This window comes from Maridesulfovibrio spiralis (SeqCode), from assembly GCF_048571135.1.
In the GTDB taxonomy this organism is placed as follows: Bacteria; Desulfobacterota; Desulfovibrionia; order Desulfovibrionales; family Desulfovibrionaceae; genus Maridesulfovibrio; species Maridesulfovibrio spiralis.
Genome location: NZ_CP182344.1, coordinates 2,359,939 through 2,379,608 on the forward strand (window position 1 = coordinate 2,359,939; position 19,670 = coordinate 2,379,608).

The following is a 19,670-nucleotide window of genomic DNA, read 5'->3' on the forward strand; positions in this document are numbered from 1 at the left end:
GCAAAAGTTTTCCCTTCCCCAGCCGCCGGAGGCATTTCTTAAAATAAAGGTTCGATTTCGAATTCCATTTTTTCTTTGGTCTTGGGGTGTTCGAAGCAGAGATATCCGGCGTGAAGCTTAAGCTGTCCGGGTGCTGTTCCTGATCCGTAGAGGCGGTCCCCGACGATGGGACAGCCTAGTCCCTGCGGATGTGCTGAATGTACTCGTAATTGATGGGTACGTCCGGTAAGCGGGGTGAATTCGACCCGTGTCTTACCGTCTTCAATGCCCAGCTTGCGCCAGTGGGTGATACCCAACTTGCCGTGTATGGGATCGTAGACCTGATAGGGGCGGTTATACGGATCAAGACGGAAAGCCATCTCAATAACACCGCTGTCCCCTTTTACTATGCCGTCCAGCAGGGCGATGTAGCGTTTTTTTACCAGTCTCTTCTGGAATTGCTCCACCAACTCTCGCACAGCCCTTGCAGTGAGGCCCAGCACCAACAGGCCGGACGTGTCCATATCCAGCCTATGCACAGTGGGGAACTTGCGGCATTCGGGAAACATCTTCTGCACCCTTGTGACCACGCAGTCCTGGTTTTCAGGTCCGCGTCCCGGTACGGAAAGCAATCCGCTGGGTTTGTTCACCACAACTATTTTTCGGTCCGCATAGACGATATCAAGAAGTTCTGAGTTGCTCATGGCTACTTAATCGTTTTTTTAAGCCAAAAAATCAACTATCAAATTTCCTGATGGTATTAATTTGTTTTTACGGGAAATATCGATTGTTTTCATAAGTGAACATTTCTGAAGTTTCAGAGCTGCAACATGAATTTTAGCTGAAAATTAGTGCTGTTCTTGCTTTTTGATTAAAAAATAACATGAAATTAGATGGTTGTGCGCTCCTATCAGTTGAATAATGTTATTCTATACTCTTAAGGTATGATTATGGTCCGATTGAACCTAGATTCAGTGTCAATTGAACGCTAATCCTAGGTAGCACGAATGGTAAATTGTTATCCATATGCCCAAAAGGTGGTTGTGAAAAAAATATCTATAAACAATATGAAGGGTTAAGGTGTGTTTTGTACAAAATTTCACAATATGCTTATTTTTTTGATTGCATAATCAAACAGAGGGGTCTATTACTTGATCAACGGATCAAGAACAGGTCCTCCTAGAAAAAATGGCCGGACAAAAAGAGCCGGACGTTTTCATAAAGGTTAAAATATAATTTTCATAAATATGGTTTCAAATCTTTAACTTCCACCTCGGGTGGGACGGGTAATAAGAGATGAAAAAAATGAGCGTACTTTTTCTTTTACTTCTGGTGATTGTGGCTGCTGCAGCAACTTCTGAAACCCTTGACTTCAAATCCAAGGACGTAACCACCGTTGCTGAAGCTCGTGTATCCGGTGCTGATACCAAGGCTAAAGTAAAAGGCCACATCGTAAGAAAGATCAACGACAATAAATACGTATTTCAGGACAAGACCGGTGAAATCATCATCGACCTCAGCCCGAAAGCGGGATCCCTCCCCGTTGACGCAAATGCTGAAGTAGAGATTGAAGGCAGGGTCGAGCAGGACCTCGTCTTCGCCGGAATCGAAGCCCAGAAAATATCCGTTATCAACTAGTTTCAGCTAGAACGGACCTCACAGGAATACATATTCCGAACCAGAAAGGTCGCTAATCCGACTCTCTTGAATCTGAATTGTCAGCAGTTTTCAAAGCCGCGTCTGAAGACGCGGCCTTTCTGTTTTTTAGGCCCCCGGAGCTAAGCTTACGCTTGGTTGCGGGGGTTTTGTTTTTCGTTGGGGTTGGGTTTGTTCTGCAGGTGAATCTGTTGTCTTTGGCTGCAGGGCGCTGCTGCAGTTTTTATTTGTATGGAACTGCAGATGCTAAAATTCTGGCAATGGCGTACATGAAAAGATTGCGCGTTCAGGAACAGGCCATTTGCGTTCATCTTTTGTTTGAATACTGGCTGTTGATATACTTCTACTGGAAATACAGGTGGAGAATGAGAGTGGCTGGTTGGCGTTTACGGTGTCCTGCTAAGTGAAATATGGATTGCACAGCTCATTAATGGTGCTGATTATCTTGTCTTTGGATATGGGCTTGGTCAGGAAAGAGTCGCAACCTGCTTCAAGGATTTTCTCCCGCGCTTCAGTCAGTGCATGGGCGGTCAGCGCAACGATAATGCTTGGTCTGATCTCGGTTTGGGATTCCCATGACCGAATCCTGCGGGTGCACTCGTAACCGTCCATTATGGGCATCTCAATGTCCATGAAGATCAGGTCGAATTTGTTTGCCTGACTTTGTTCCAAGCCTTCTTTACCGTTGTGGGCTACCTTGAGGGTATGGGGCAGGTCTTTGAAAAACAGCTGGACCAGCATGCAGTTGGCTTTGTTATCTTCAACCAGAAGAATATCAAGAGGCCTGATTCTGCCGCAGGGCTGAACCGGGGGCTGATGTAGCTCCGGGGTACTGTTCAGTACTTTTTTAGCCGTATTCTCAAGTGAAAGCATGTCCACAGGGGCAAGCAGAACGCAACCGGTAAAGTTTTCAATATGATCTTGTCCCACGGTGGTGATCATAATAATTTTATCTTCATCGACCTTCATGGAGCGCAATTCATTAAGGGTTTTTTGACGTCTCCAGCCGTGTATGTCTCCGCGAACGAGAACAAGATCGTAAGGAGTGTTCGATTTCAGGCTGCTTTCAATGAAACTGCGGCCTTCTTCTATGCTTTGCGCTTTGCTGATGCGTTTGGTCCGTGTGCTCATGCGAATGGCCAGAGCCTGTCGCGAGTAGTCCTGGTCGTTGATAATCAGGACGGATTTACCACGCAGAGGAGAGCTTTCCACCGAGCTGCGGGGGTCCCGTTCAAAGGGAAGGTCCAGATGTACTGTCGTGCCGAAACCTTTGCGGCTTTCGAGCCATATTTTCCCGCCCATAGCTTCGCAAAGTGATTTGCAGATCGAAAGGCCGAGTCCTGTTCCGCCGTATTTGCGGGTGGTGGAAGAGTCGGCCTGAGTGAAGCGGTCAAAGATTGATTCCAATTTATCTTCTTCAATACCAATGCCGCTGTCTTTCACTTCAAAATGGATATTCAGGGTGTTGCCGTTGCCGTCCTGATTCAGGACCGGGTTAAGTGAAGCTTCAACGACAACAAAGCCGCGTTCTGTAAATTTTATGGCGTTACCGATCAGGTTAACGAAAATCTGTTGCAACCTTGTAGGATCACCCATCAGGTGCTCGGGGACATCCCTTTTGATGTTGTATGCCAGTTCCAGTCCTTTTCCGTGCCCGGCATGGGCAGTGACTTTAAATGCTTTACCGACCAGTCTGTCGAGGTTGAGGGTTTTGCTTTCAAATGGAATTTCACCTGCTTCAATTTTACTCAGGTCGAGAATTTCATTGATCAGGTGCAGCAGCGATTCTCCTGATTCCTGCAGGATTTCCACAAACCTTCGCTGTTCGTCGTCCAGAGATGATTCCCCCAGAATTTCAGCCATACCGAGGATAGCATTCATGGGGGTTCGGATCTCATGGCTCATGGCGGCCAGAAATTGGGATTTTGCTACTGTTCCTTTCGCAGCTTCAACTGCCATGGCTTCTGATTTTGCAATCGCCCTGACCAGTTTGCGGTTAGCTGTTTCCAGCTCATGGGTTCGTTCCTGTACATTGACCTCAAGGTTTTTATAGAGGCTCTCTAAGTTGCGGCTCATGTGGTTGAAATTAAGGGCTAAAATTCCTATTTCATCCATGCGCGTTCCCACGTCCACGGTAACAAATTTTCGGCGGGCGATCTTTCTGGTATTGTTAGCCAGTATGCCCAGCGGAGATATGATAATGCGTTGGAAAAAGGCATCCAGAGCAATGATAGTGCAGAGCATGCATGCGCTGAAAAGAAGAATCAGGCTGTATGTGTTTTCGTGGATTTCCTTGCGGACTTTATCGAGCCGCATACCGATTTCAACCCGGCCGATATTTTCATTGCCGCTGATGATCGGACGCGAAACGATGAGGACATCGTCACCGTATGAGGGTTTGTTCTTGGAAGTGTGTGCCTTGGATACAATATTACCGGATTGCAGAATCGGGTTGCCTTCGCGGTTGTATATCTCGCAGAAAGCAACCTGCTGTGACTGCTCAATAGAAAGGGCAAGGTCTTCAATCAGGAAGAAACTGAATCTGGGCAGATACTCCGCACAGGAGCGCGCAGCAAGGGATGCGACTCGGTTGCCGTGTTCATGCAGGTTGTTTTCCAGCATTCTTTTTTGGGAATCGACAATGTAATATCCCAGCAGGAAAAAAAACAGCAGCAGGATCAGCCCGGTGCCTATGGAAATTTTAAACCGTAAGCTGTCTTTCATGTTCGTCGCTAACCATAACTTTTCGGTAATTTCTCAAATCTGTATTAATCTCAGATAATTATTCTTTGTATTCTACTTTAATTTCACCGCGGATAATTTTTTCTCTGATTTCGTTTACTTTTTTCAGAATTTCAGCAGGAATTTTGTCGCGGGTATATTTCATTTTACTAAGTCCTACCCCGTTTTCCTTAAGCCCGTAGCTTGTTGGTCCGGGTGTGAACTTGTTTTGCATAACTGCTTTTAATTCGTTGTACGCCGCTACATCAAGCTTTTTTATCATGCTTGTAAGAACAAAGCCTTTAGCCAGTGAATCCTGATCTGAATCTACTCCGATTGCGAATTTATCGCTGCGGCGGGCTGCCTCGATTACTCCATTACCACTCAAGCCGGCAACAGTAAAAATTACATCCGCTCCGCTACCGAACTGGCTCATGGCAATGTTGTAGCCTTTGGCCGGTGCGTTGAATCCGGAGAAGTCACCTAAAGGGCTCAGGTAGGCCTTTTTAACCTTGATATTAGGCACAGCATATTCAGCTCCGGCCGTATAGCCCTGCTCGAATTTCATTACCGGTGGAACAGGGGTCCCGCCGATGAAACCGACTATCCCGGTTTTACTGGTCAATGCCGCAAGTGCACCTGCCAGAAAAGAGCCTTCGCCCTGCTCGAAGAAAACAGAGGATACATTGTCTATGCCAGTGATAGGCACTTCGCTGATGATGAATTTTTTGTCAGGGAAATGGGGTGCTGTCTGTTTAACCAGTTGCGCATGTTGGGCTCCGACCAAAATCAGAACATCCGATTGCCGGATCAGGTTTGTGAAATCTTTAATTGTCGATTCGCCATCTGGTTCGGGCTCGAGGATAATCAGTTTAAAATTGAATTCCTGCTGCGCCTTGCGGATTCCGCCGTATGACATGTCATTGAATGACAGGTCTCCCAGGCCTGACGCTCCGGTTACGAAACCGACAACAGGCTGGTCTGCAAAAGCAGTTCCCAGTGTAAAAGTCAGAAATAAAATTATGGTGATTAATTTTTTCATGTGTTCCCCGAATTGATGAAAAATCTTATTTTTTAAAGAAAATCGCCGAATATTATCCAGTTATTGAGTATGTAGATGAACTTACTATAAAAGCGCATTTTGTTAAAGGTTCTTGGGGCAAATTTAACCTTAAGGTTTCAATACGAAAATCCCGGCAAAGCATTAGCTTAACCGGGATCGTTGTTTTTATAGGTGTGTATTCTGCTGTATTTAGCCGGATTAACTGTTCTGGTCCGGGGCTATTCTGAGCAGAGGTGATTTTTTTAAGTTGAGTTTCCCGCCGTACTGGGCGAGCCCGACTCCAGCAAAGATGACCGCTGAGGCCGTCAGCTGCACAGGGTTGAGTGTCTCGCCAAGCAGGAACCAACCGAAGAATGCCGCAATTGCCGGGACAAGGTTAATGAAGGCTGAGGCCTTGCCTGCCGGGAGTCTGCTGATTCCCAGATTGTAGAGCACAAAAGCTCCAAGTGTTACGAATACTCCGAGGTAGCCGGCCATCAGCAGCGTTTCATGCGGGCTTGTTCCGAGTCCGTCCCGGAGAATCAGATATAGACCGGGAATAAAGAATATGCACCCGGCTCCATTCTGGATCGCAGTCAGTGTCCAAGGACCGTAGTGGGCGGAAAGCCTTTTGACCAACAGCATATATCCTGCGGCGCAGATCATGGCGAAGAGTTCCAGCAGGTTTCCGAAGGCAGGGTTGGCAGCGTTTACGGAAGGATTTCCACTCATGGTCAGGGCCGCAACTCCGGCCATGGACAGGGCCAGTCCGGCCCACCCGGCTGGAGTCGTTTTTTCCTTGAAAAAGAATCCTGCCCCGGCTGAAACCATAAGCGGCAGTGATGCTGAAATCAGTCCGGCTTGCGTGGCGGTTGTGTAGGTCAGGGCGTATGATTCAAAAAGAAAATACAGGCAGGGCATGAACAGAGCCATAATTGCCAGTGCCACGCGGTCTTTTCCGTTTTTTACCGGACGGGCCAGTTTGGGCATGAACGGGGTCAGGATCAGGGTTGCAAAGCCGACGCGCATCCACATTACGGCCCACGGATTCAAAGTACCGACAAGATGTTTCATGGCAGCGAAAGAGCTGCCCCAAAGCAGCACTGCACCGAGTATTGCCAGTACGGGTAAAAAATTTGATGAATTATTCTGGTTCATGGGTATCTCCTTTGTTTTGAAAGTATCTGCTTGCACTTTGATGGTCTTGGAGAATATTGCTGTTCTCATTTTTCGGCTAAAATGTTCTTGGAGTGTTGTTGCCTATAATGTTAGGCCAAAGATATGACTGTTTGATGAGGTAATGGAAAAGGAGTTTAGATATGCCATTCGCTGTATGGAAAGACAGCTATAGTCTTGGCGATGAGTTGATTGATGAGCAACATAAGTCACTGATTGCAATGCTTAATGATTTAGCTGAGGCCGAGGCGGAAGATGCCGCTGAGGCGGCCTATACCTGTCTCAGCCGCATGGGGAACTATGCACGGGAGCATTTTCGGGCGGAAGAAGCTCTCATGCGCGAGAAAGGTTACCCGGATCTGGCTAAGCATATTGCTGAGCATACTGAATTTATCAATAAAGTTGTTGAGTATCAGGATGCGGTGTTCAACAAATACGTACCGTTTCAGGATATGCTGGAGTTCTTGAATAACTGGCTGGTCGGTCACATTATTACCAGTGACCAGAAGTACATGGATTATATCCGCAGTCTTTAGATATTGGTGTATTGGGTTGGAGTTGCCCCTGTGTAGCGGCGGAAAGTGTTGGTAAAGTGGCTCTGGTCGGAAAAACCGCTTTGCAGGGCAGTTTCAGCGAAAGGCATCCCGGAGCGGAGCAGTTTTTTGGCGTGCTCTATTCGCAGTTGCAGATGGTAGCTGTGTGGAGGGAGTCCGGTAGCTTCCCTGAAAACACGCAGCAGGTGGTAGCGGGAAAGTCCGGTCGCCTGCGCCAGTTCTTCCAGTGATACTTTTTCAGAAAGATTTGCCCCGAGATAGTCGCGGGCTTTTTTTACGGCTAAAGGTTCTTTTGTTTTCGGGACCTTCGACTGCGTTTCGCAGTGTCGGGTCAAAAGAGCTGCCGCAGCACGGGCCAGCGCGGTATCAACAGCCAGCCTGCTTTTAAGGCCGGATGCTGCGTAGTTCAGTTCAGTCAGGGTTCCGCTGGTTAATTTATCTTTCGTCACCACGGACCTGAATTCAGGCAGTCCATCATTTTCATTCAAGTCACGAAGGGCTTTTTCAAACAGTTGATTGTCAAAGCTGAAGACCCTGTAGGTGATGCGGGTGTCTGAATCAGTTATGACTCCTGAGTGAACCAGCCCGGGATTGAATAGGGCGATTTCTCCTCCGCGCACAAAAGAACTTCCCGAACCGGGCTGGCGGCAATAGCAGCCGCCTGCCTCCATAACGCCGACAGAATGAAATCCGTGAGTATGGTTGGGGAAGGAATGGTTGGAATCAATGACTTCCTGAATCTCAAGCCCCTCTATTGCAGGGGGGCGCAGATATCTGATTGTCCCTTTTTTCATAATTTTTACCACGCAGCAAAAGCTTTGCATAAACGTCCTTGGAAGACAAGCTAACCAGCATCGCGCGGACTGTCTTGTAAAATATTGCTCCTTTAGTTTAGACTGTATTGCGTAAAATTATAATATGGACAGCTTGCGCGGAAAATATATTTTGTTTTTAATTGATTGAGCATTAAACCTTTGAGGAAGCTGTCATGGGCAGGACCGTTTTTACTGAAAAAGTAATTGAAGTGATCAAGGCTATTCCGGAGGGAAAGGTCTGCTCCTACGGCAGGGTCGCCGCACTGGCCGGGAATTCCCGTGGTGCGCGGCAGGTTGTGCGCATTCTGCACAGCAGCGGTGAAAAGGAACAATTGCCGTGGCAGAGGGTGGTCAACAGAGAAGGCTGCATTTCATTAAAAAAAGGTCAGGGCTACGAAAGACAGCGCGAGTTGTTGGAAAAGGAAGGCGTTGAATTCGATTTTGATGGACGCATAGATCTTGAGACCTATCTCTGGTGTCCTTAGTGATCAACCTGTCCGGCTGAAAACAGCATGGAGGATTTCATGAGTAATATTTCCATACCTGATTTGAAGATGAATGACGGCAATTCCATCCCTGCGCTGGGATTCGGAACATACAAGCTTAATGGTTCTGCCGGTGTGGAAACCATGGTCAACGCTTTGAAGGCAGGCTACAGGCTGCTGGACTCAGCTTTCAAGTATGAGAATGAAGGGGCTGTCGGTGAAGCCATCCGGCGCAGCGGTGTGCCCCGTGAAGAAATTCTGGTTACTTCCAAGGTCCCCGGACTGCGCCACCGCTACAATGAAGCCCTTTATTCCGTGGAGGAGTCCCTCTACCGGGCCGGGCTTGATTATTATGATTTCTACCTCATCCACTGGCCCAATCCCAGTCAGGACCTCTATGTGGAAGCATGGCAGGCTTTGATCGAAGCCCGGAAGAGGGGGCTGGTCCGTTCAATCGGTTGCAGCAACTTCCTGCCGGAGCACATGCAGCGGTTGATTGATGAAACCGGTGTGACTCCGGCGGTGAACCAGATTGAGCTGCATCCGTATTTCATCCAGAAGGAACAGCGCGGCTGGCATGATGAGCACGGAATTATTACCCAGTCATGGAGTCCGCTGGGCCGTGATAATTCCGCCATGCATGAATTGTTGATCCACGACATCGCTGCCGCTCACGGAAAGAGTGCGGCACAGGTGATTTTGCGCTGGCACGTACAGCTTGGCGCGCTGCCCATCCCCAAGGCAACTTCTCCGGCCCGGCAGCAGGAGAACCTGAGTGTTTTTGATTTTGAACTCAGTAGCGATGATATGGCTGCGATCAACAGTCTGGACAGGCCTGATGGAAGGCGGAAGGACCAGCATCCGGCTTATTACGAAGAATATTAGTAAAGAAAAATCCCGGAACGTTATCGATCGTTCCGGGATTTTATTTTAGGCTGATTCCTGTTGCTTATTCAGCTTTCAGATCTTCTACAATCTGTTGCATTTCAGCCACCTGCTCGGCAAGCGAATCCAGTGCCATGGCGAATTCCCTCGCGCCGTTGGCTGTTTCTGATGTGATGCGGCTGATTTCTTCCACAGAATTATTAATTTCTTCAGACGTGGCTGACTGTTCTTCCGCTGCGGTTGCGATGCTCTGAATCTGAACGGTGCTTTCTTCTGCGCCTGTTACGATCTCCTTTAAAACCATACCGGATCTTTCCGAGAAGTCATTGGCGTCTTCGATACGTTGGTTGACCGTTTCCATGGAGCGGATATTTTCCCCGGCAACCCGTTGAATGGCACCGATGGAGTCTGATACCTCGCCTGTTGCTGTCATGGTTTTTTCAGCAAGTTTGCGGACTTCGTCGGCCACAACAGCGAACCCGCGTCCGGCTTCCCCTGCGCGGGCTGCTTCAATGGCAGCATTCAGAGCCAGCAGGTTGGTCTGGTCGGCAATGTCGGTAATCACGCCGATTATGGCTTCGGTTCCCTTGGCCTGATTATCCAGCTCTTCCATGTTGGCTTTGAGGTTGTTTACTTCTGTTACGGTCTGGTCCAGTGCATTTTTTGATTTTTCAACAACAGTAGCTCCGGCGTTGGCTTTTTCATGTGCTTCGGTGCTTTCGCCCGCTGCGTCGGCTGCGTTACGGGCAATTTCCAGTACTGTGGCGTTCATTTCCTCCATGGCTGTTGCTGTGGAAGCGATGCGGTCACTCTGTTTTTCTGAACCGTCAAGCATTGCGGAGGATTGAACGGACATCTGTTCCGAGGCTGAGACAATCCGTTCCAGTATGATTTCAACCCTGTTGGCAGCGAGGCGAAGACCTTCTGCGCGGGCCATGTCTGCTTTGATGCGTGCTTTTTCCGCTTCGGCTGTAGCCTCACGTGCTTTTGCGGACTCTTCTTCCGCTTTATGGGTTTCGTTTTCCGCTTTGCGGATTGTTTTTTTCAATTCCCCGACCATGGCACGCATGGATTCCGCCATATGTCCGATTTCGTCTGTCTGGTTGATATCAAGATCCGCATCAAGGTCGCCATCAGCTACTTTGGCAGTATAGGCGGCAGTTTTTAGAATGGGTTTGCTGATCAGCGCGGCGAGCATGAAGAGTATCACCAGCAAAATAATGATGGATACAGCACTGATGGTCAGGCTGTTGCGGGCAATGGCGTTGGCCTGCGCTTCAACCTTATCCATGGGAATGACCATCGCGATGGACCACGGATAAGAAGTTTTACCGACTTTGATGGGAGCGTAGGTGATGTATTGTTTTTCCCCTGATTCTGACTTTGCTACATAGGAGTATGTACGCCCTTTTTTGATGGCGGAAAGCACTTCATGCCTGTTTCCGTCTTTGATTACATCATTCAGGTTTTTAGCCTGTAGCTCATCATCCGGGTGGGCAACGATATTACCTTTGTTGGTAACAAGAAAAGCGTAGCCGGTTTCGAACGGTTTAATGGCAAGGATGGTTTCCTGAAGGTCGTTAAGATAGAAGTCTACGCCGACCACACCGATATTGCGGCCGTTCTTTTTGATGGGAATCCCGGTGGATGCCACCCAGAAGGTCTTGCCCTGCACGGTCCAGGGGTACGGCTCGGTAACGGTTTCCACGTTCCCGGACATTGGGTTCTGGAACCAGCCTACATTTGATACGTCTTTGTTGCCCACAAATAGTTCGGCGATGCGGCCCCCTTCGCGGTGGTACCAGTTGCGGTAGGCCCCCTTATATTTGTCAGTGTATTCGTCTTCCCGGCCATCATAAACGTCCGGGGGAAAAGCACACCAGGAACCGGCCAGGCCGGGATGTTTTTCCAGTACCTTGATCAATGCCGAGTCAAGGTACTCTCGATCCGGGATTGTCTTATAGTTCGCGCCTTCCTCAAACATGATGGCCAGTGTTCTGGTGACAGTCAGTGCCTTGCCCATGGTTTCCGAGATTTCGTTGCCGTAACCTCTGGCGATGTGTTCTGCTGCTTCGCTGGCCTGTTTCACGGCCATTCTTTTTGCCTGATAGGTTGTTACCCATGTGCTTGTGGTCAATATCAGTCCTACAATGCAGAATGTGGGTATGATAATTTTAGTCTTTAGGCTCCAGTTTTTAAAACTCATGTCAGCACCCCTTTTTTGTGACATTTTTGGCGTTTATCAAGACCTTTGTGTCGTGTTTTTGTTATTTATTACAGGTGTTTAGATTTTATTGTTGTTTCAACAATGTCAGGAAAAAAGTAAAGGGGATTAAGTGAAAAAATTAAAAAATATTTATAGATGTCGGCCAGGCAGAAAAAGAAAGGGCCGCATTATATAATGCGGCCCCCGGTTCAATCTTATAGTTTAGTCAGTTATTCATCTTTCAGGTCTTCCACGATCTTTTGCATTTCTGCCACCTGTTCGGCTAGGGATTCAAGCGCCATGGCGAATTCCCTTGCTCCGTCAGCTGTTTCCGCTGTGATACGGCTGATCTCTTCTACAGATGAGTTGATCTCTTCGGAAGTGGCAGACTGTTCTTCAGCTGCAGTAGCAATACTTTGAATCTGGACGGCACTTTCTTCGGCTCCACTTACAATTTCTTTCAAAACTTCACCGGAGCTTTCAGAGAACTCATTGGCGTCTTCAATGCGTTTGTAGACCGTTTCCATAGATCTGATATTCTCCCCGGCAACTTTTTGGATCGCGCCGATGGAATTGGATACCTCTCCGGTTGCAGTCATGGTTTTCTCTGCCAGTTTACGGACTTCATCAGCAACAACGGCAAAGCCGCGCCCGGCTTCCCCTGCTCTTGCCGCTTCAATGGCAGCGTTGAGTGCCAGCAGGTTGGTCTGGTCGGCGATATCGGTGATGACTCCGATAATAGCTTCAGTGCCCTTAGCCTGCTTGTCCAGTTCTTCCATATTACCTTTGAGGTTGTTGACTTCATTAACCGTCTGACCGAGTGCTGATTTTGATTTTTCCACGACGGAAGCGCCATTTTTTGCTTTGTCCTGCGCTTCTGTACTTGCTTCAGCTGCATCCCCGGCGTTGCGGGCGATTTCAAGTACTGTGGCATTCATTTCTTCCATAGCTGTGGCTGTGGAGGCAATGCGGTCGCTCTGAATCTCCGCACCTTGGAGCATTTCATTTGATTGGACAGACATTTGCTCGGATGCTGAGACTACCCGTTCAAGTACCATCTCAACTCTGCCTGCTGCGTGGTGCAGCCCTTCTGCCCGGGCCATATCCGCTTTTTCGCGGGCCTTTTCAGCTTCAGCAGTAGCCTCGCGTGCTTTTGCTGATTCATCTTCGGCTTTGCGGGTTTCATCTTCAGCTTTGAGGATGGTATTTTTTAATTCTTTGACCATGGCGCGCAGTGAATCCGCCATGCGTCCGATCTCATCTTTCTGGTAAATGGCGAGGTCGGCATCAAGGTCGCCCTCGGCAACTTTAGCCGTATAATCTGCTGTTTTGAGGATGGGCTTACTGATCAGTCCGGCTAGCATGAAAAGGATAGCCAGCAGGACAATAATAGCTGCAACACTGACGATCATACTGTTTTGAGCTATGGCATTGGCCTGTGCTTCAACTTTATCCATGGGAATAACCAGCGCGATTGACCACGGGAACGAAGTTTTACCAACTGTGATCGGCGTGTAGGTTACGTATTCCCGCTTCCCGGTTTTGGGAGAAGTGGATATGAACGAGTAGTTACGACCGTTATTTACGGCATTGAGGACTTCAGACCTGTTTTCCTCGCGCATGACGTCGGCAAGGTTCTTTGCTTGAAAATCCGGGTTTGGGTGGGCAACAATTGTACCCTGATTGGTGACGAGACAGGCATAACCGGTCTCAAAGGGTTTAATCTTCAGGACGGTATCAAGCAGATCATTGAGATAGAAGTCTACGCCGACAATACCGATGTTACGGCCTTTCTTTTTTACCGGATAACCGGTGGAGCAGAGCCAGAAGGTTTTACCGTCTACTTCCCAGGGATAGGGCTCCGAAATAGTTTCCACATTACCGGCCATTGGTTTTTCAAACCATGCCTGTCCGGTGAGATCCTCATCGCCTACATAGGAAGCTGCAATTTTGCCACCGTCACGGTAGTACCAGTTACGGTAAGCTCCTTTGTACTTTTCCATGTATTCTTCTTCCCGGTCATCATAGCTCGTTTTACCGGGAAAGGTGCACCATGAACCGGAAAGACCGGGATGGCGTTTGAGCACTTCGATCAGAACTGCGTCGAGCGCTTCGCGGTCGGGAGTATACTTATAGTTGGCACCGACTTCAAACATTGCGGCCAGAGTTCTTGTTACAGTGAGAGCTTTTCCAAGAGTTTTAGAAATTTCATTGCTGTAACCCGTTGCTTCAATATCGGCAGCGTGAATCGCTTGTTTCACGGCCATATCTTTGGCCTGATCGGTCATTACCCAAGTACTCGTAGCTAAAATCAATGCCACTACGCAGAATGTGGGTATGATAATTTTGTTTTTTAGACTCCAGTCCCTGAAATTCATAGCATCCTCCCGCTCTTAATAAGTAACATCAGTACCAATAGAGAATTCTGTCCCCGCATTAACCGCACAGGAAGGGACAGAATGACTTACTTATCGGAATATATAGCATTAAACTTGACGGTAATGTAAAGAAAAGTCTTACAAAAATATGGTTTTGGAAGCGGGGCGTTCCGCTGTCGCAGCCAAGAATCCTTTTCTTTCTACAACAGATCTATGAGTCTTTGTTGTTTTTCAGTAAGCTGGGGAAATAAAACTGGCCGCATCTCAAAGCTGCGCCCAGTTTTATTTCTGTCTGACTAAAGGAAGCATTCAGGCTCCTTGCGGTCGGTGAACAAGGTGTTGATCCGTCCTTGTGCATCTTTAACCGGGCTGGGCTTCATTGTCCTTGCATGTTGCGGGCACTTTTTTATGCAGGCACAACAGGTGATACATTTATGAATGTCGATGCTTGAGCTGTCAGCAGGGGCGATAGCTGCCATGGGACATATCTCAGCGCAAAGCCCGCAAGCCGTGCATTGCTCGCCAACTGCAATGAAATCAACATTCCATAACTCTGTAATCCCGCCATAGGGGAAGTTGCCGGGGATATCCAGTTCCGTAAATTCTGTTGAGTCTACGACGGATTCGATTTTGTCCCGGATATCTCGGCCGAATTTTATAGCCGTACTTTTGTCTTTTTGGTCAGGACGTCCCAATGAAGGAGTGCTGTCATCTGAAAAGGAGTGTTCTCCTATGAATGCACCTCCGGCAACAACCGCTGCGCCTTGTCCGGCAAGAATTTTCGTGAGTTCACGAAGTGCATCCTCATAAGCGCGGTTGCCATAAACGACCACGCAGACTGTCGGGGTCACATTTGCTTCGATCATAGACAGCCATTCTCCCAGCAGGGCTGGAACACGTCCCATGTATACGGGCACACCGATAACCAAAAGTTCATCCTTACCTGTGTGCAACTGTTGTTTGCGTGCCTCCGGGCCTGTTACATCCAGAAGTTTTACAGGTGCGCCGTCAAAGCCGGCAACGATTTTATGTACTACCTGCTTTGTGGTTTCTGTCGGGGAAAAATATGCTGCTGTTATTGAATTGATTTTCATTTGTTTGCTCCGCAATGTTTTAGAAGAATAGAAAATGTTTCGTTACGTGTCGTAACGTAACGAAACTTGCCAATTCATGTCAAGCATGGCAGAAGGGGTAAAAAATAGAGGTGAAAATGACAAAGGCAAAGACCGGTCGGCCCAGAAGTGAAAAAGCTCGTGAGGCTGTCCTTGCTGCAACGCGAGAGCTTTTAAGTGAAAATGAGGGCGGTGCTTTGAGTATCGAAGCCATTGCCCGGCGGGGTAAGGTTGGTAAGCCGACCATTTACCGCTGGTGGCCTTCGATAGCGGATATTGTTCTGGAAGCCATGTTGCACGAGGCAGACGAAAGTATCCCGGTTCCCGAGTCAGCACCCCTTGCTGATTCTCTTAGGTGTTTTTTAAGGGATTCCATGCAATCTCTAAATGACGGAGCAGGTGTTCATCTGAGATTTTTGATGGCCCATGCGCAAAAAGATACTGAGTTTCGGGACAGGTTTCGGGAGAAATTTGTGTCTAAGCGGCGTGCTGTATTGCGGTCTGTTTTTGAACAGGCTGATACGGAAGGGCGGTCTTTGGATGCAGGAAAACTGGATCTGTCAGTGGATGTCGTTTTCGGTGCCATGTGGTATCGGTTGCTGACTGGTCACGGTCCGCTTGATGAAAAATTTGCGGATGAGTTGGCTGAACTTGCGGCGGTTTTTTACGGGAGAGGATAATATTAAGTTGCCCATGGAAGCAGGGGCTACTTTGAGACTTTCCCCCAAAACAGAAAAAGCCACCAATCTTACGATTGATGGCTTCTCCGCGAAAAGTTGTTGTCTGGTTATTGCTAGATTCTGGCAACTGTCCATCCGTATGCTATCGGGAGTGTTTCGATGTTGAAGACACCTTTTTCGGAGCATATTGGCATCAAAGAGTTTTTCGTCCTGATACCGAGGTTCATCAGCATTGTCTTGCCTGTTCCGCCTCTGTCGTTCGCAAGTCTTCCGAGTTCCAGAAATAATATGAAATGTTTGGTATACTCAGTGTCGAGCAGAGCATTATAGAAATCTCGTATGTCCTCTTTGACGCACATTTGTGCTCCGGTTAGCCCGGCGATTGTCCCAGCTGCCTTCTGGGAAAATTTTTGGGGCAACCCGTTGACCTTTGTTCTGGCTTTGCATTCATCCTCTTCATTTTCGGGAACTTTCTCGTAGTCTTTGGCTTCAATCAGGTACAGTGTTTTCTTGTCGGGGTCTAAGAGGATAAGATCAACACTACATATTCCTTGAATCCTCTTGAATTCATTCTGCCAGTCTGTTTCGTCGTAAACGCTGTATTTCCAATTGGCTGGAAAGCTAAATTCAAGAGTTCTGTCGATAATAACCCTAGTCATCGACGTACTCCAGCGAAAGGTAGCGATCCGTTTGCTCGAGCTCCTCCTCAAGCGATTGAATATGGTCAATATTTTCAATGGAATCTCCCTGACTAACTTCGACTCCTGTCGGAGTTTCGGAAAGTCCGAAGAAGCGCAGGGGGGTAGATTTATTTTTGCTGAGTATATCCAGCTCGCGCATGAGGAACAGGCTGTGTGTGGCAACAACAACCTGTATGCCGTAGTCGGCAAGGCTGGTCATGGCTTTTGCCACCAGCTTGAGGAGCTGTGGGTTCAGGTTGCTTTCCGGTTCATCCCAGAAGAGAGTACTCCCTTTCACCAGCGAACCGTTACGCAGCAGGTGTGCAAGCATACCGACCTTGCACAGACCTTCTGCGACCAGTGGGGCTTCCAGTTCACCGATGGATTCTTTTTCAAAGTAGAACCGGTTGTTCTTCTCAACGAACTTGCCGCCGTCGAAGACATCGTTCTCAATGGTAGTGAGAATGTCTGAAATTTCTTCAAGTCTTTTGCCTTTTAGGGGGCTTCTTCCGAGAGCTTTGGCAAGGTCGTAATAGGTGTCGTCAAAGGATAGTTCTCGGTCTTCGATTGCTTGAATTAGACCGGGGTAGATGGAAATGATTTCCTTGGGAGTTATATAAACTGGCTGAATGTGTTTTTTAAATTTAGGGATTGAAGATGCCTCATGCATTTTGTTGCCCGGTTTAATATCCATTTTATACAAGTAGGGATTGTCCTCACAGTCAGTTGCTTGTAATTCAATTTTTGCTTTTTGTGTCGACCCTTGAGATTTACGAATTAGTGAGCTTGCACCAAGGACTTTAAAAACGTTCAGTATTTTAAGTGGGAAAGTCAGATTCTGATTTTCCACTTGTTCTGTAGGAATTTTACTTCCTTCGTACACCGTAGACAGAGCTGCATATCCAGCTCTCAACAAATGACTTTTACCGACACCATTCCTGCCGATGATGACGTTTATTCCTTTGGAAAAGTTCAGTTCAGCTTTCGAGAAAGCGGTGAAGTTGGTAAGAGTCAAATTTTTCAGCATAATATACTCCCGTTCATTCTTGACGGCATCTTAGAGAATAAAGTTATATTTGATAAGTAAAATATGGGAAGAATTAGGATGATGGTTTTCTTTGTGAGTGTGGATATGCCCTAATTTCCCCCCAAAACAGAAAAAGCCACCAATCTTACGATTGATGGCTTCTCCGCGAAAAATGGCGGAGCCGACGAGACTCGAACTCGCGGCCTCCGGCGTGACAGGCCGGCGTTATAACCAGCTTAACTACGGCTCCGCATATATATTAAACGTGTTAAGCAACGTTTAGTATCTGAGGTGGTAGGCGGAACAGGGCTCGAACCTGTGACCCTCGGCTTGTAAGGCCGATGCTCTCCCAACTGAGCTATCCGCCCCCAGTGAGGAGATGTTCTAAAGACACTCGCTCAAGTTGTCAACACAAAAAATGAAAAAACATGGAAAAATTTATTCAAGTACCCATTTTTTTGCATTTTCGCGCTCCTCAGGGCTGAAATGGCGAATTTCTATGGACGAAAAAATCTTGTCGCTGATCTTTGCCAGTGGTTCGTGCCACTTGCTTTCCGAGACGACTGCTTTCTTGGAGAACCTTTTCAGGTTGGGCAGGGCGAACTTAAGGTCGGTAAGCAGGGCATCAATGCTGATCCCCTTCATTTCGACAACTTCCACATAAATAGCGATCCGCTCAAAGCTCTGCATTTTCTCTTCACATACTGCTATCATTTTCTTCATATCTTCGTCTTGGATTTTACCCAGAACCTTGAGACCGAGTACGTTGGGGCCGATGTCGATGATTTCCAGCATGTCATACTCCTGCTTTTTTTATTTTTGGATGTTTATTTCCGGTAAGGATATTGTAAATATGGTTCCTTTGCCTTCTGTTGATTCAAATGTAATCTGACCTTTAAGGTACTTTTCCACCAGCAGCTTCATGCTGTAGGTTCCTATTCCCCGTCCTTCCTCTTTGGTAGTGAAAGAGCGTTTGAATACCTGCCGCTGAATTTTGGTTGGCATCACATAACTGTTGTGTCCCCAGAAAACGATTGAGTCAGGGGTTTTACGGCTGCCTATAGTGATGGTTTCGCCTTGAATGGATGCTTCGAGGGCGTTTTTGACAATGTTTCCCAGAATTCGGGTAAGGATGGTTGAATCTGTGTGGAACATAAAATTTTCACTATGTTCTGAAATGGAAATCTGGCGGTTTTCGCATAGAGGGTGTTCTGTGTATATATCCCAGATCCGGGTCAGAATTTCATTGGATGAAGCTGGTTGAACGTTTAATTTAAGTGTCCCTTCTTCAGCTTTTGTGAAATCTTTTTGGGCTTGAATTTCCTCTGTCATCTGGGTGATTGCGCGGTTGATTTTATGGCACTGGCTGCTTGTATATTCTGAGATGGAAGACTTGGAAAGCATTTGTGAGGCGTACTTCACTCCGGTGGCGATGTTGAGAATATCATGGAAGAACATGTGCTCAAGGTTTTTTCTTCGTTTTTCATGGCTGATGTCGATAACGGTGAAGATGACCAGATTGTGGTTGTCGAATTCAAATGGTGAAGTAAAAACCTGTAGATCAAGCGCTTCGTCATAATCAGGGGCGTGCCGAAGAATGCGGCATTCCTCAGTGTGTGTGGCTCCTCGCAGAGATTTTATGATGGAGACCGCCGCGCCGCAATCCCGGCAGAACAGGCTGGTTCCGCAACCGCCTTCGGTGATGTGGGAATGGATGCAGCCCAATGCTTCTCCGGGGCGCATGCCAACAGCTTCCTTTGCTGATTTACATTTGGATATCGATTTGAAAACCGCATTGCAAAAAAGAACCTGCCTGTGCTGATTGATTATTGTCATCGGGACAGGCACAGCATCCAGAGCGGCAATCATGGGAGATTGCAGAATCTTTTCAGACAGACGTATAATGTCTGCTTGCGGAGTTCTCTCTGCTGGGGCAAAATCAGTCGGCAGAGCCATTGGGAACCTCTTAGGCGTTCTTTTAGTCTGGTTACAGTTCTGAATAATTAATAGCTTATTTTAGAGCTTCTGAAAACAGCTTCCTTTCACAGTCTGAAACAATGTTGTTTGGGGTTGCTTAAGATAAATTGCAACTGGAGTTGTTGGTATGAGCGGAAAAGCAGAGGCTTTCACAAAAAAAATGGTCGATATTCTTAATTCAGGTGCATTGAATCTGGCTATGGGTATCGGATATGAGGCAGGTCTTTTTGAGGCCTTGTCACGTATGGGGGGGGCCGGCGTCATGTGCTGAAATTGCTGCTGAATCCAGAGTTAACG

At 47.5% G+C, this 19,670-nt stretch carries 18 protein-coding genes and 2 tRNA genes; 6 read left to right on the top strand and 14 right to left on the bottom strand.

Annotated features, from left to right (window positions below):
* Positions 1-38 precede the first annotated feature (38 nt).
* A complete protein-coding gene (locus tag ACNI29_RS10555) occupies positions 39-683 on the bottom strand; it encodes an RluA family pseudouridine synthase (RefSeq protein ID WP_419778340.1) in 645 nt (214 codons plus the stop codon).
* Positions 684-1,284: 601 nt separating this feature from the next.
* On the opposite strand from ACNI29_RS10555, the gene ACNI29_RS10560 reads away from it, so the two are divergent.
* Positions 1,285-1,617 carry a NirD/YgiW/YdeI family stress tolerance protein gene (locus tag ACNI29_RS10560; protein WP_419778341.1) on the top strand — a complete coding sequence of 111 codons (333 nt, stop codon included), beginning with the start codon at positions 1,285-1,287 and terminating at the stop codon, positions 1,615-1,617.
* Positions 1,618-2,034: 417 nt separating this feature from the next.
* Here the strand turns inward: ACNI29_RS10560 and ACNI29_RS10565 are convergent, their stop codons facing one another.
* The 3 genes from ACNI29_RS10565 to ACNI29_RS10575 all read right to left on the bottom strand — a co-directional run bounded on the left by ACNI29_RS10565 (position 2,035) and on the right by ACNI29_RS10575 (position 6,556).
* On the bottom strand, positions 2,035-4,359 hold the full coding sequence (locus ACNI29_RS10565; protein WP_419778342.1) for an ATP-binding protein: 2,325 nt from the start codon (positions 4,357-4,359) through the stop codon (positions 2,035-2,037).
* Positions 4,360-4,417: 58 nt separating this feature from the next.
* A complete protein-coding gene (locus ACNI29_RS10570) occupies positions 4,418-5,398 on the bottom strand; it encodes a BMP family lipoprotein (protein ID WP_419778343.1) in 981 nt (326 codons plus the stop codon).
* Positions 5,399-5,617: 219 nt separating this feature from the next.
* Entirely contained in the window at positions 5,618-6,556 is a 939-nt protein-coding gene (locus tag ACNI29_RS10575) for a DMT family transporter (RefSeq protein ID WP_419778344.1), read from the bottom strand.
* 161 nt (positions 6,557-6,717) lie between these two features.
* On the opposite strand from ACNI29_RS10575, the gene ACNI29_RS10580 reads away from it, so the two are divergent.
* Positions 6,718-7,110 carry a bacteriohemerythrin gene (locus ACNI29_RS10580; protein WP_419778345.1) on the top strand — a complete coding sequence of 131 codons (393 nt, stop codon included), beginning with the start codon at positions 6,718-6,720 and terminating at the stop codon, positions 7,108-7,110.
* Here ACNI29_RS10580 and ACNI29_RS10585 read toward each other — a convergent pair.
* Positions 7,107-7,922 (bottom strand): AraC family transcriptional regulator, encoded by an 816-nt coding sequence (locus tag ACNI29_RS10585; RefSeq protein WP_419778346.1) that lies wholly within the window; start codon positions 7,920-7,922, stop codon positions 7,107-7,109. The two genes, ACNI29_RS10580 and ACNI29_RS10585, sit on opposite strands and share 4 nt — an antisense overlap.
* A 194-nt stretch (positions 7,923-8,116) precedes the next feature.
* Here ACNI29_RS10585 and ACNI29_RS10590 point away from each other — a divergent pair, with 194 nt between their 5' ends.
* Together ACNI29_RS10590 and ACNI29_RS10595 are read left to right on the top strand one after the other, a co-directional pair.
* A complete protein-coding gene (locus ACNI29_RS10590) occupies positions 8,117-8,428 on the top strand; it encodes an MGMT family protein (protein ID WP_419778347.1) in 312 nt (103 codons plus the stop codon).
* A 39-nt stretch (positions 8,429-8,467) separates the two neighbouring features.
* Positions 8,468-9,313: an aldo/keto reductase gene (locus ACNI29_RS10595; RefSeq protein WP_419778348.1), complete on the top strand. Its 846-nt coding sequence runs from the start codon at positions 8,468-8,470 to the stop codon at positions 9,311-9,313.
* A 64-nt stretch (positions 9,314-9,377) separates the two neighbouring features.
* Here the strand turns inward: ACNI29_RS10595 and ACNI29_RS10600 are convergent, their stop codons facing one another.
* The 3 genes from ACNI29_RS10600 to ACNI29_RS10610 form a co-directional block, all read right to left on the bottom strand.
* On the bottom strand, positions 9,378-11,519 hold the full coding sequence (locus tag ACNI29_RS10600) for a methyl-accepting chemotaxis protein (RefSeq protein WP_419778349.1): 2,142 nt from the start codon (positions 11,517-11,519) through the stop codon (positions 9,378-9,380).
* Positions 11,520-11,749: 230 nt separating this feature from the next.
* On the bottom strand, positions 11,750-13,897 hold the full coding sequence (locus ACNI29_RS10605) for a methyl-accepting chemotaxis protein (RefSeq protein ID WP_419778350.1): 2,148 nt from the start codon (positions 13,895-13,897) through the stop codon (positions 11,750-11,752).
* A gap of 296 nt (positions 13,898-14,193) precedes the next feature.
* Positions 14,194-14,991 (bottom strand): EFR1 family ferrodoxin, encoded by a 798-nt coding sequence (locus ACNI29_RS10610; protein WP_419778351.1) that lies wholly within the window; start codon positions 14,989-14,991, stop codon positions 14,194-14,196.
* 116 nt (positions 14,992-15,107) lie between these two features.
* Between ACNI29_RS10610 and ACNI29_RS10615 the strand changes: the two genes are divergently transcribed.
* Positions 15,108-15,689: a TetR/AcrR family transcriptional regulator gene (locus ACNI29_RS10615; RefSeq protein WP_419778352.1), complete on the top strand. Its 582-nt coding sequence runs from the start codon at positions 15,108-15,110 to the stop codon at positions 15,687-15,689.
* A 113-nt stretch (positions 15,690-15,802) separates the two neighbouring features.
* Here the strand turns inward: ACNI29_RS10615 and ACNI29_RS10620 are convergent, their stop codons facing one another.
* From ACNI29_RS10620 to ACNI29_RS10645, 6 genes are all read right to left on the bottom strand, one after another.
* A complete protein-coding gene (locus ACNI29_RS10620) occupies positions 15,803-16,348 on the bottom strand; it encodes a hypothetical protein (RefSeq protein ID WP_419778353.1) in 546 nt (181 codons plus the stop codon).
* Positions 16,341-17,396, bottom strand: a complete 1,056-nt coding sequence (locus ACNI29_RS10625; protein WP_419778354.1) for an AAA family ATPase — start codon at positions 17,394-17,396, stop codon at positions 16,341-16,343. Before ACNI29_RS10625 ends, ACNI29_RS10620 begins: the two co-directional genes overlap by 8 nt.
* Before the next feature lie 173 nt (positions 17,397-17,569).
* Positions 17,570-17,646: transfer RNA gene (locus tag ACNI29_RS10630), tRNA-Asp, on the bottom strand.
* A 42-nt stretch (positions 17,647-17,688) separates the two neighbouring features.
* Positions 17,689-17,764, bottom strand: a tRNA-Val gene (locus ACNI29_RS10635).
* A gap of 70 nt (positions 17,765-17,834) precedes the next feature.
* Positions 17,835-18,191: a SpoIIAA family protein gene (locus tag ACNI29_RS10640; protein ID WP_419778355.1), complete on the bottom strand. Its 357-nt coding sequence runs from the start codon at positions 18,189-18,191 to the stop codon at positions 17,835-17,837.
* An 18-nt stretch (positions 18,192-18,209) separates the two neighbouring features.
* On the bottom strand, positions 18,210-19,352 hold the full coding sequence (locus ACNI29_RS10645; protein WP_419778356.1) for a sensor histidine kinase: 1,143 nt from the start codon (positions 19,350-19,352) through the stop codon (positions 18,210-18,212).
* A gap of 148 nt (positions 19,353-19,500) precedes the next feature.
* Between ACNI29_RS10645 and ACNI29_RS10650 the strand changes: the two genes are divergently transcribed.
* Positions 19,501-19,644 (top strand): hypothetical protein, encoded by a 144-nt coding sequence (locus ACNI29_RS10650; protein ID WP_419778357.1) that lies wholly within the window; start codon positions 19,501-19,503, stop codon positions 19,642-19,644.
* Positions 19,645-19,670 lie beyond the last annotated feature (26 nt).

What these genes read in the sequence shown, in the direction of transcription:
- ACNI29_RS10620 (WP_419778353.1), bottom strand. Translation starts at nt 16,348, where the DNA reads ATGACTAGGGTTATTATCGACAGAACTCTTGAATTTAGCTTTCCAGCC.
- ACNI29_RS10610 (WP_419778351.1), bottom strand. Translation starts at nt 14,991, where the DNA reads ATGAAAATCAATTCAATAACAGCAGCATATTTTTCCCCGACAGAAACC.
- ACNI29_RS10555 (WP_419778340.1), bottom strand. Translation starts at nt 683, where the DNA reads ATGAGCAACTCAGAACTTCTTGATATCGTCTATGCGGACCGAAAAATA.
- ACNI29_RS10650 (WP_419778357.1), top strand. Translation starts at nt 19,501, where the DNA reads ATGAGCGGAAAAGCAGAGGCTTTCACAAAAAAAATGGTCGATATTCTT.
- ACNI29_RS10595 (WP_419778348.1), top strand. Translation starts at nt 8,468, where the DNA reads ATGAGTAATATTTCCATACCTGATTTGAAGATGAATGACGGCAATTCC.
- ACNI29_RS10615 (WP_419778352.1), top strand. Translation starts at nt 15,108, where the DNA reads ATGACAAAGGCAAAGACCGGTCGGCCCAGAAGTGAAAAAGCTCGTGAG.
- ACNI29_RS10625 (WP_419778354.1), bottom strand. Translation starts at nt 17,396, where the DNA reads ATGCTGAAAAATTTGACTCTTACCAACTTCACCGCTTTCTCGAAAGCT.
- ACNI29_RS10645 (WP_419778356.1), bottom strand. Translation starts at nt 19,352, where the DNA reads ATGGCTCTGCCGACTGATTTTGCCCCAGCAGAGAGAACTCCGCAAGCA.
- ACNI29_RS10575 (WP_419778344.1), bottom strand. Translation starts at nt 6,556, where the DNA reads ATGAACCAGAATAATTCATCAAATTTTTTACCCGTACTGGCAATACTC.
- ACNI29_RS10560 (WP_419778341.1), top strand. Translation starts at nt 1,285, where the DNA reads ATGAGCGTACTTTTTCTTTTACTTCTGGTGATTGTGGCTGCTGCAGCA.
- ACNI29_RS10605 (WP_419778350.1), bottom strand. Translation starts at nt 13,897, where the DNA reads ATGAATTTCAGGGACTGGAGTCTAAAAAACAAAATTATCATACCCACA.
- ACNI29_RS10600 (WP_419778349.1), bottom strand. Translation starts at nt 11,519, where the DNA reads ATGAGTTTTAAAAACTGGAGCCTAAAGACTAAAATTATCATACCCACA.
- ACNI29_RS10585 (WP_419778346.1), bottom strand. Translation starts at nt 7,922, where the DNA reads ATGAAAAAAGGGACAATCAGATATCTGCGCCCCCCTGCAATAGAGGGG.
- ACNI29_RS10590 (WP_419778347.1), top strand. Translation starts at nt 8,117, where the DNA reads ATGGGCAGGACCGTTTTTACTGAAAAAGTAATTGAAGTGATCAAGGCT.
- ACNI29_RS10580 (WP_419778345.1), top strand. Translation starts at nt 6,718, where the DNA reads ATGCCATTCGCTGTATGGAAAGACAGCTATAGTCTTGGCGATGAGTTG.
- ACNI29_RS10570 (WP_419778343.1), bottom strand. Translation starts at nt 5,398, where the DNA reads ATGAAAAAATTAATCACCATAATTTTATTTCTGACTTTTACACTGGGA.
- ACNI29_RS10565 (WP_419778342.1), bottom strand. Translation starts at nt 4,359, where the DNA reads ATGAAAGACAGCTTACGGTTTAAAATTTCCATAGGCACCGGGCTGATC.
- ACNI29_RS10640 (WP_419778355.1), bottom strand. Translation starts at nt 18,191, where the DNA reads ATGCTGGAAATCATCGACATCGGCCCCAACGTACTCGGTCTCAAGGTT.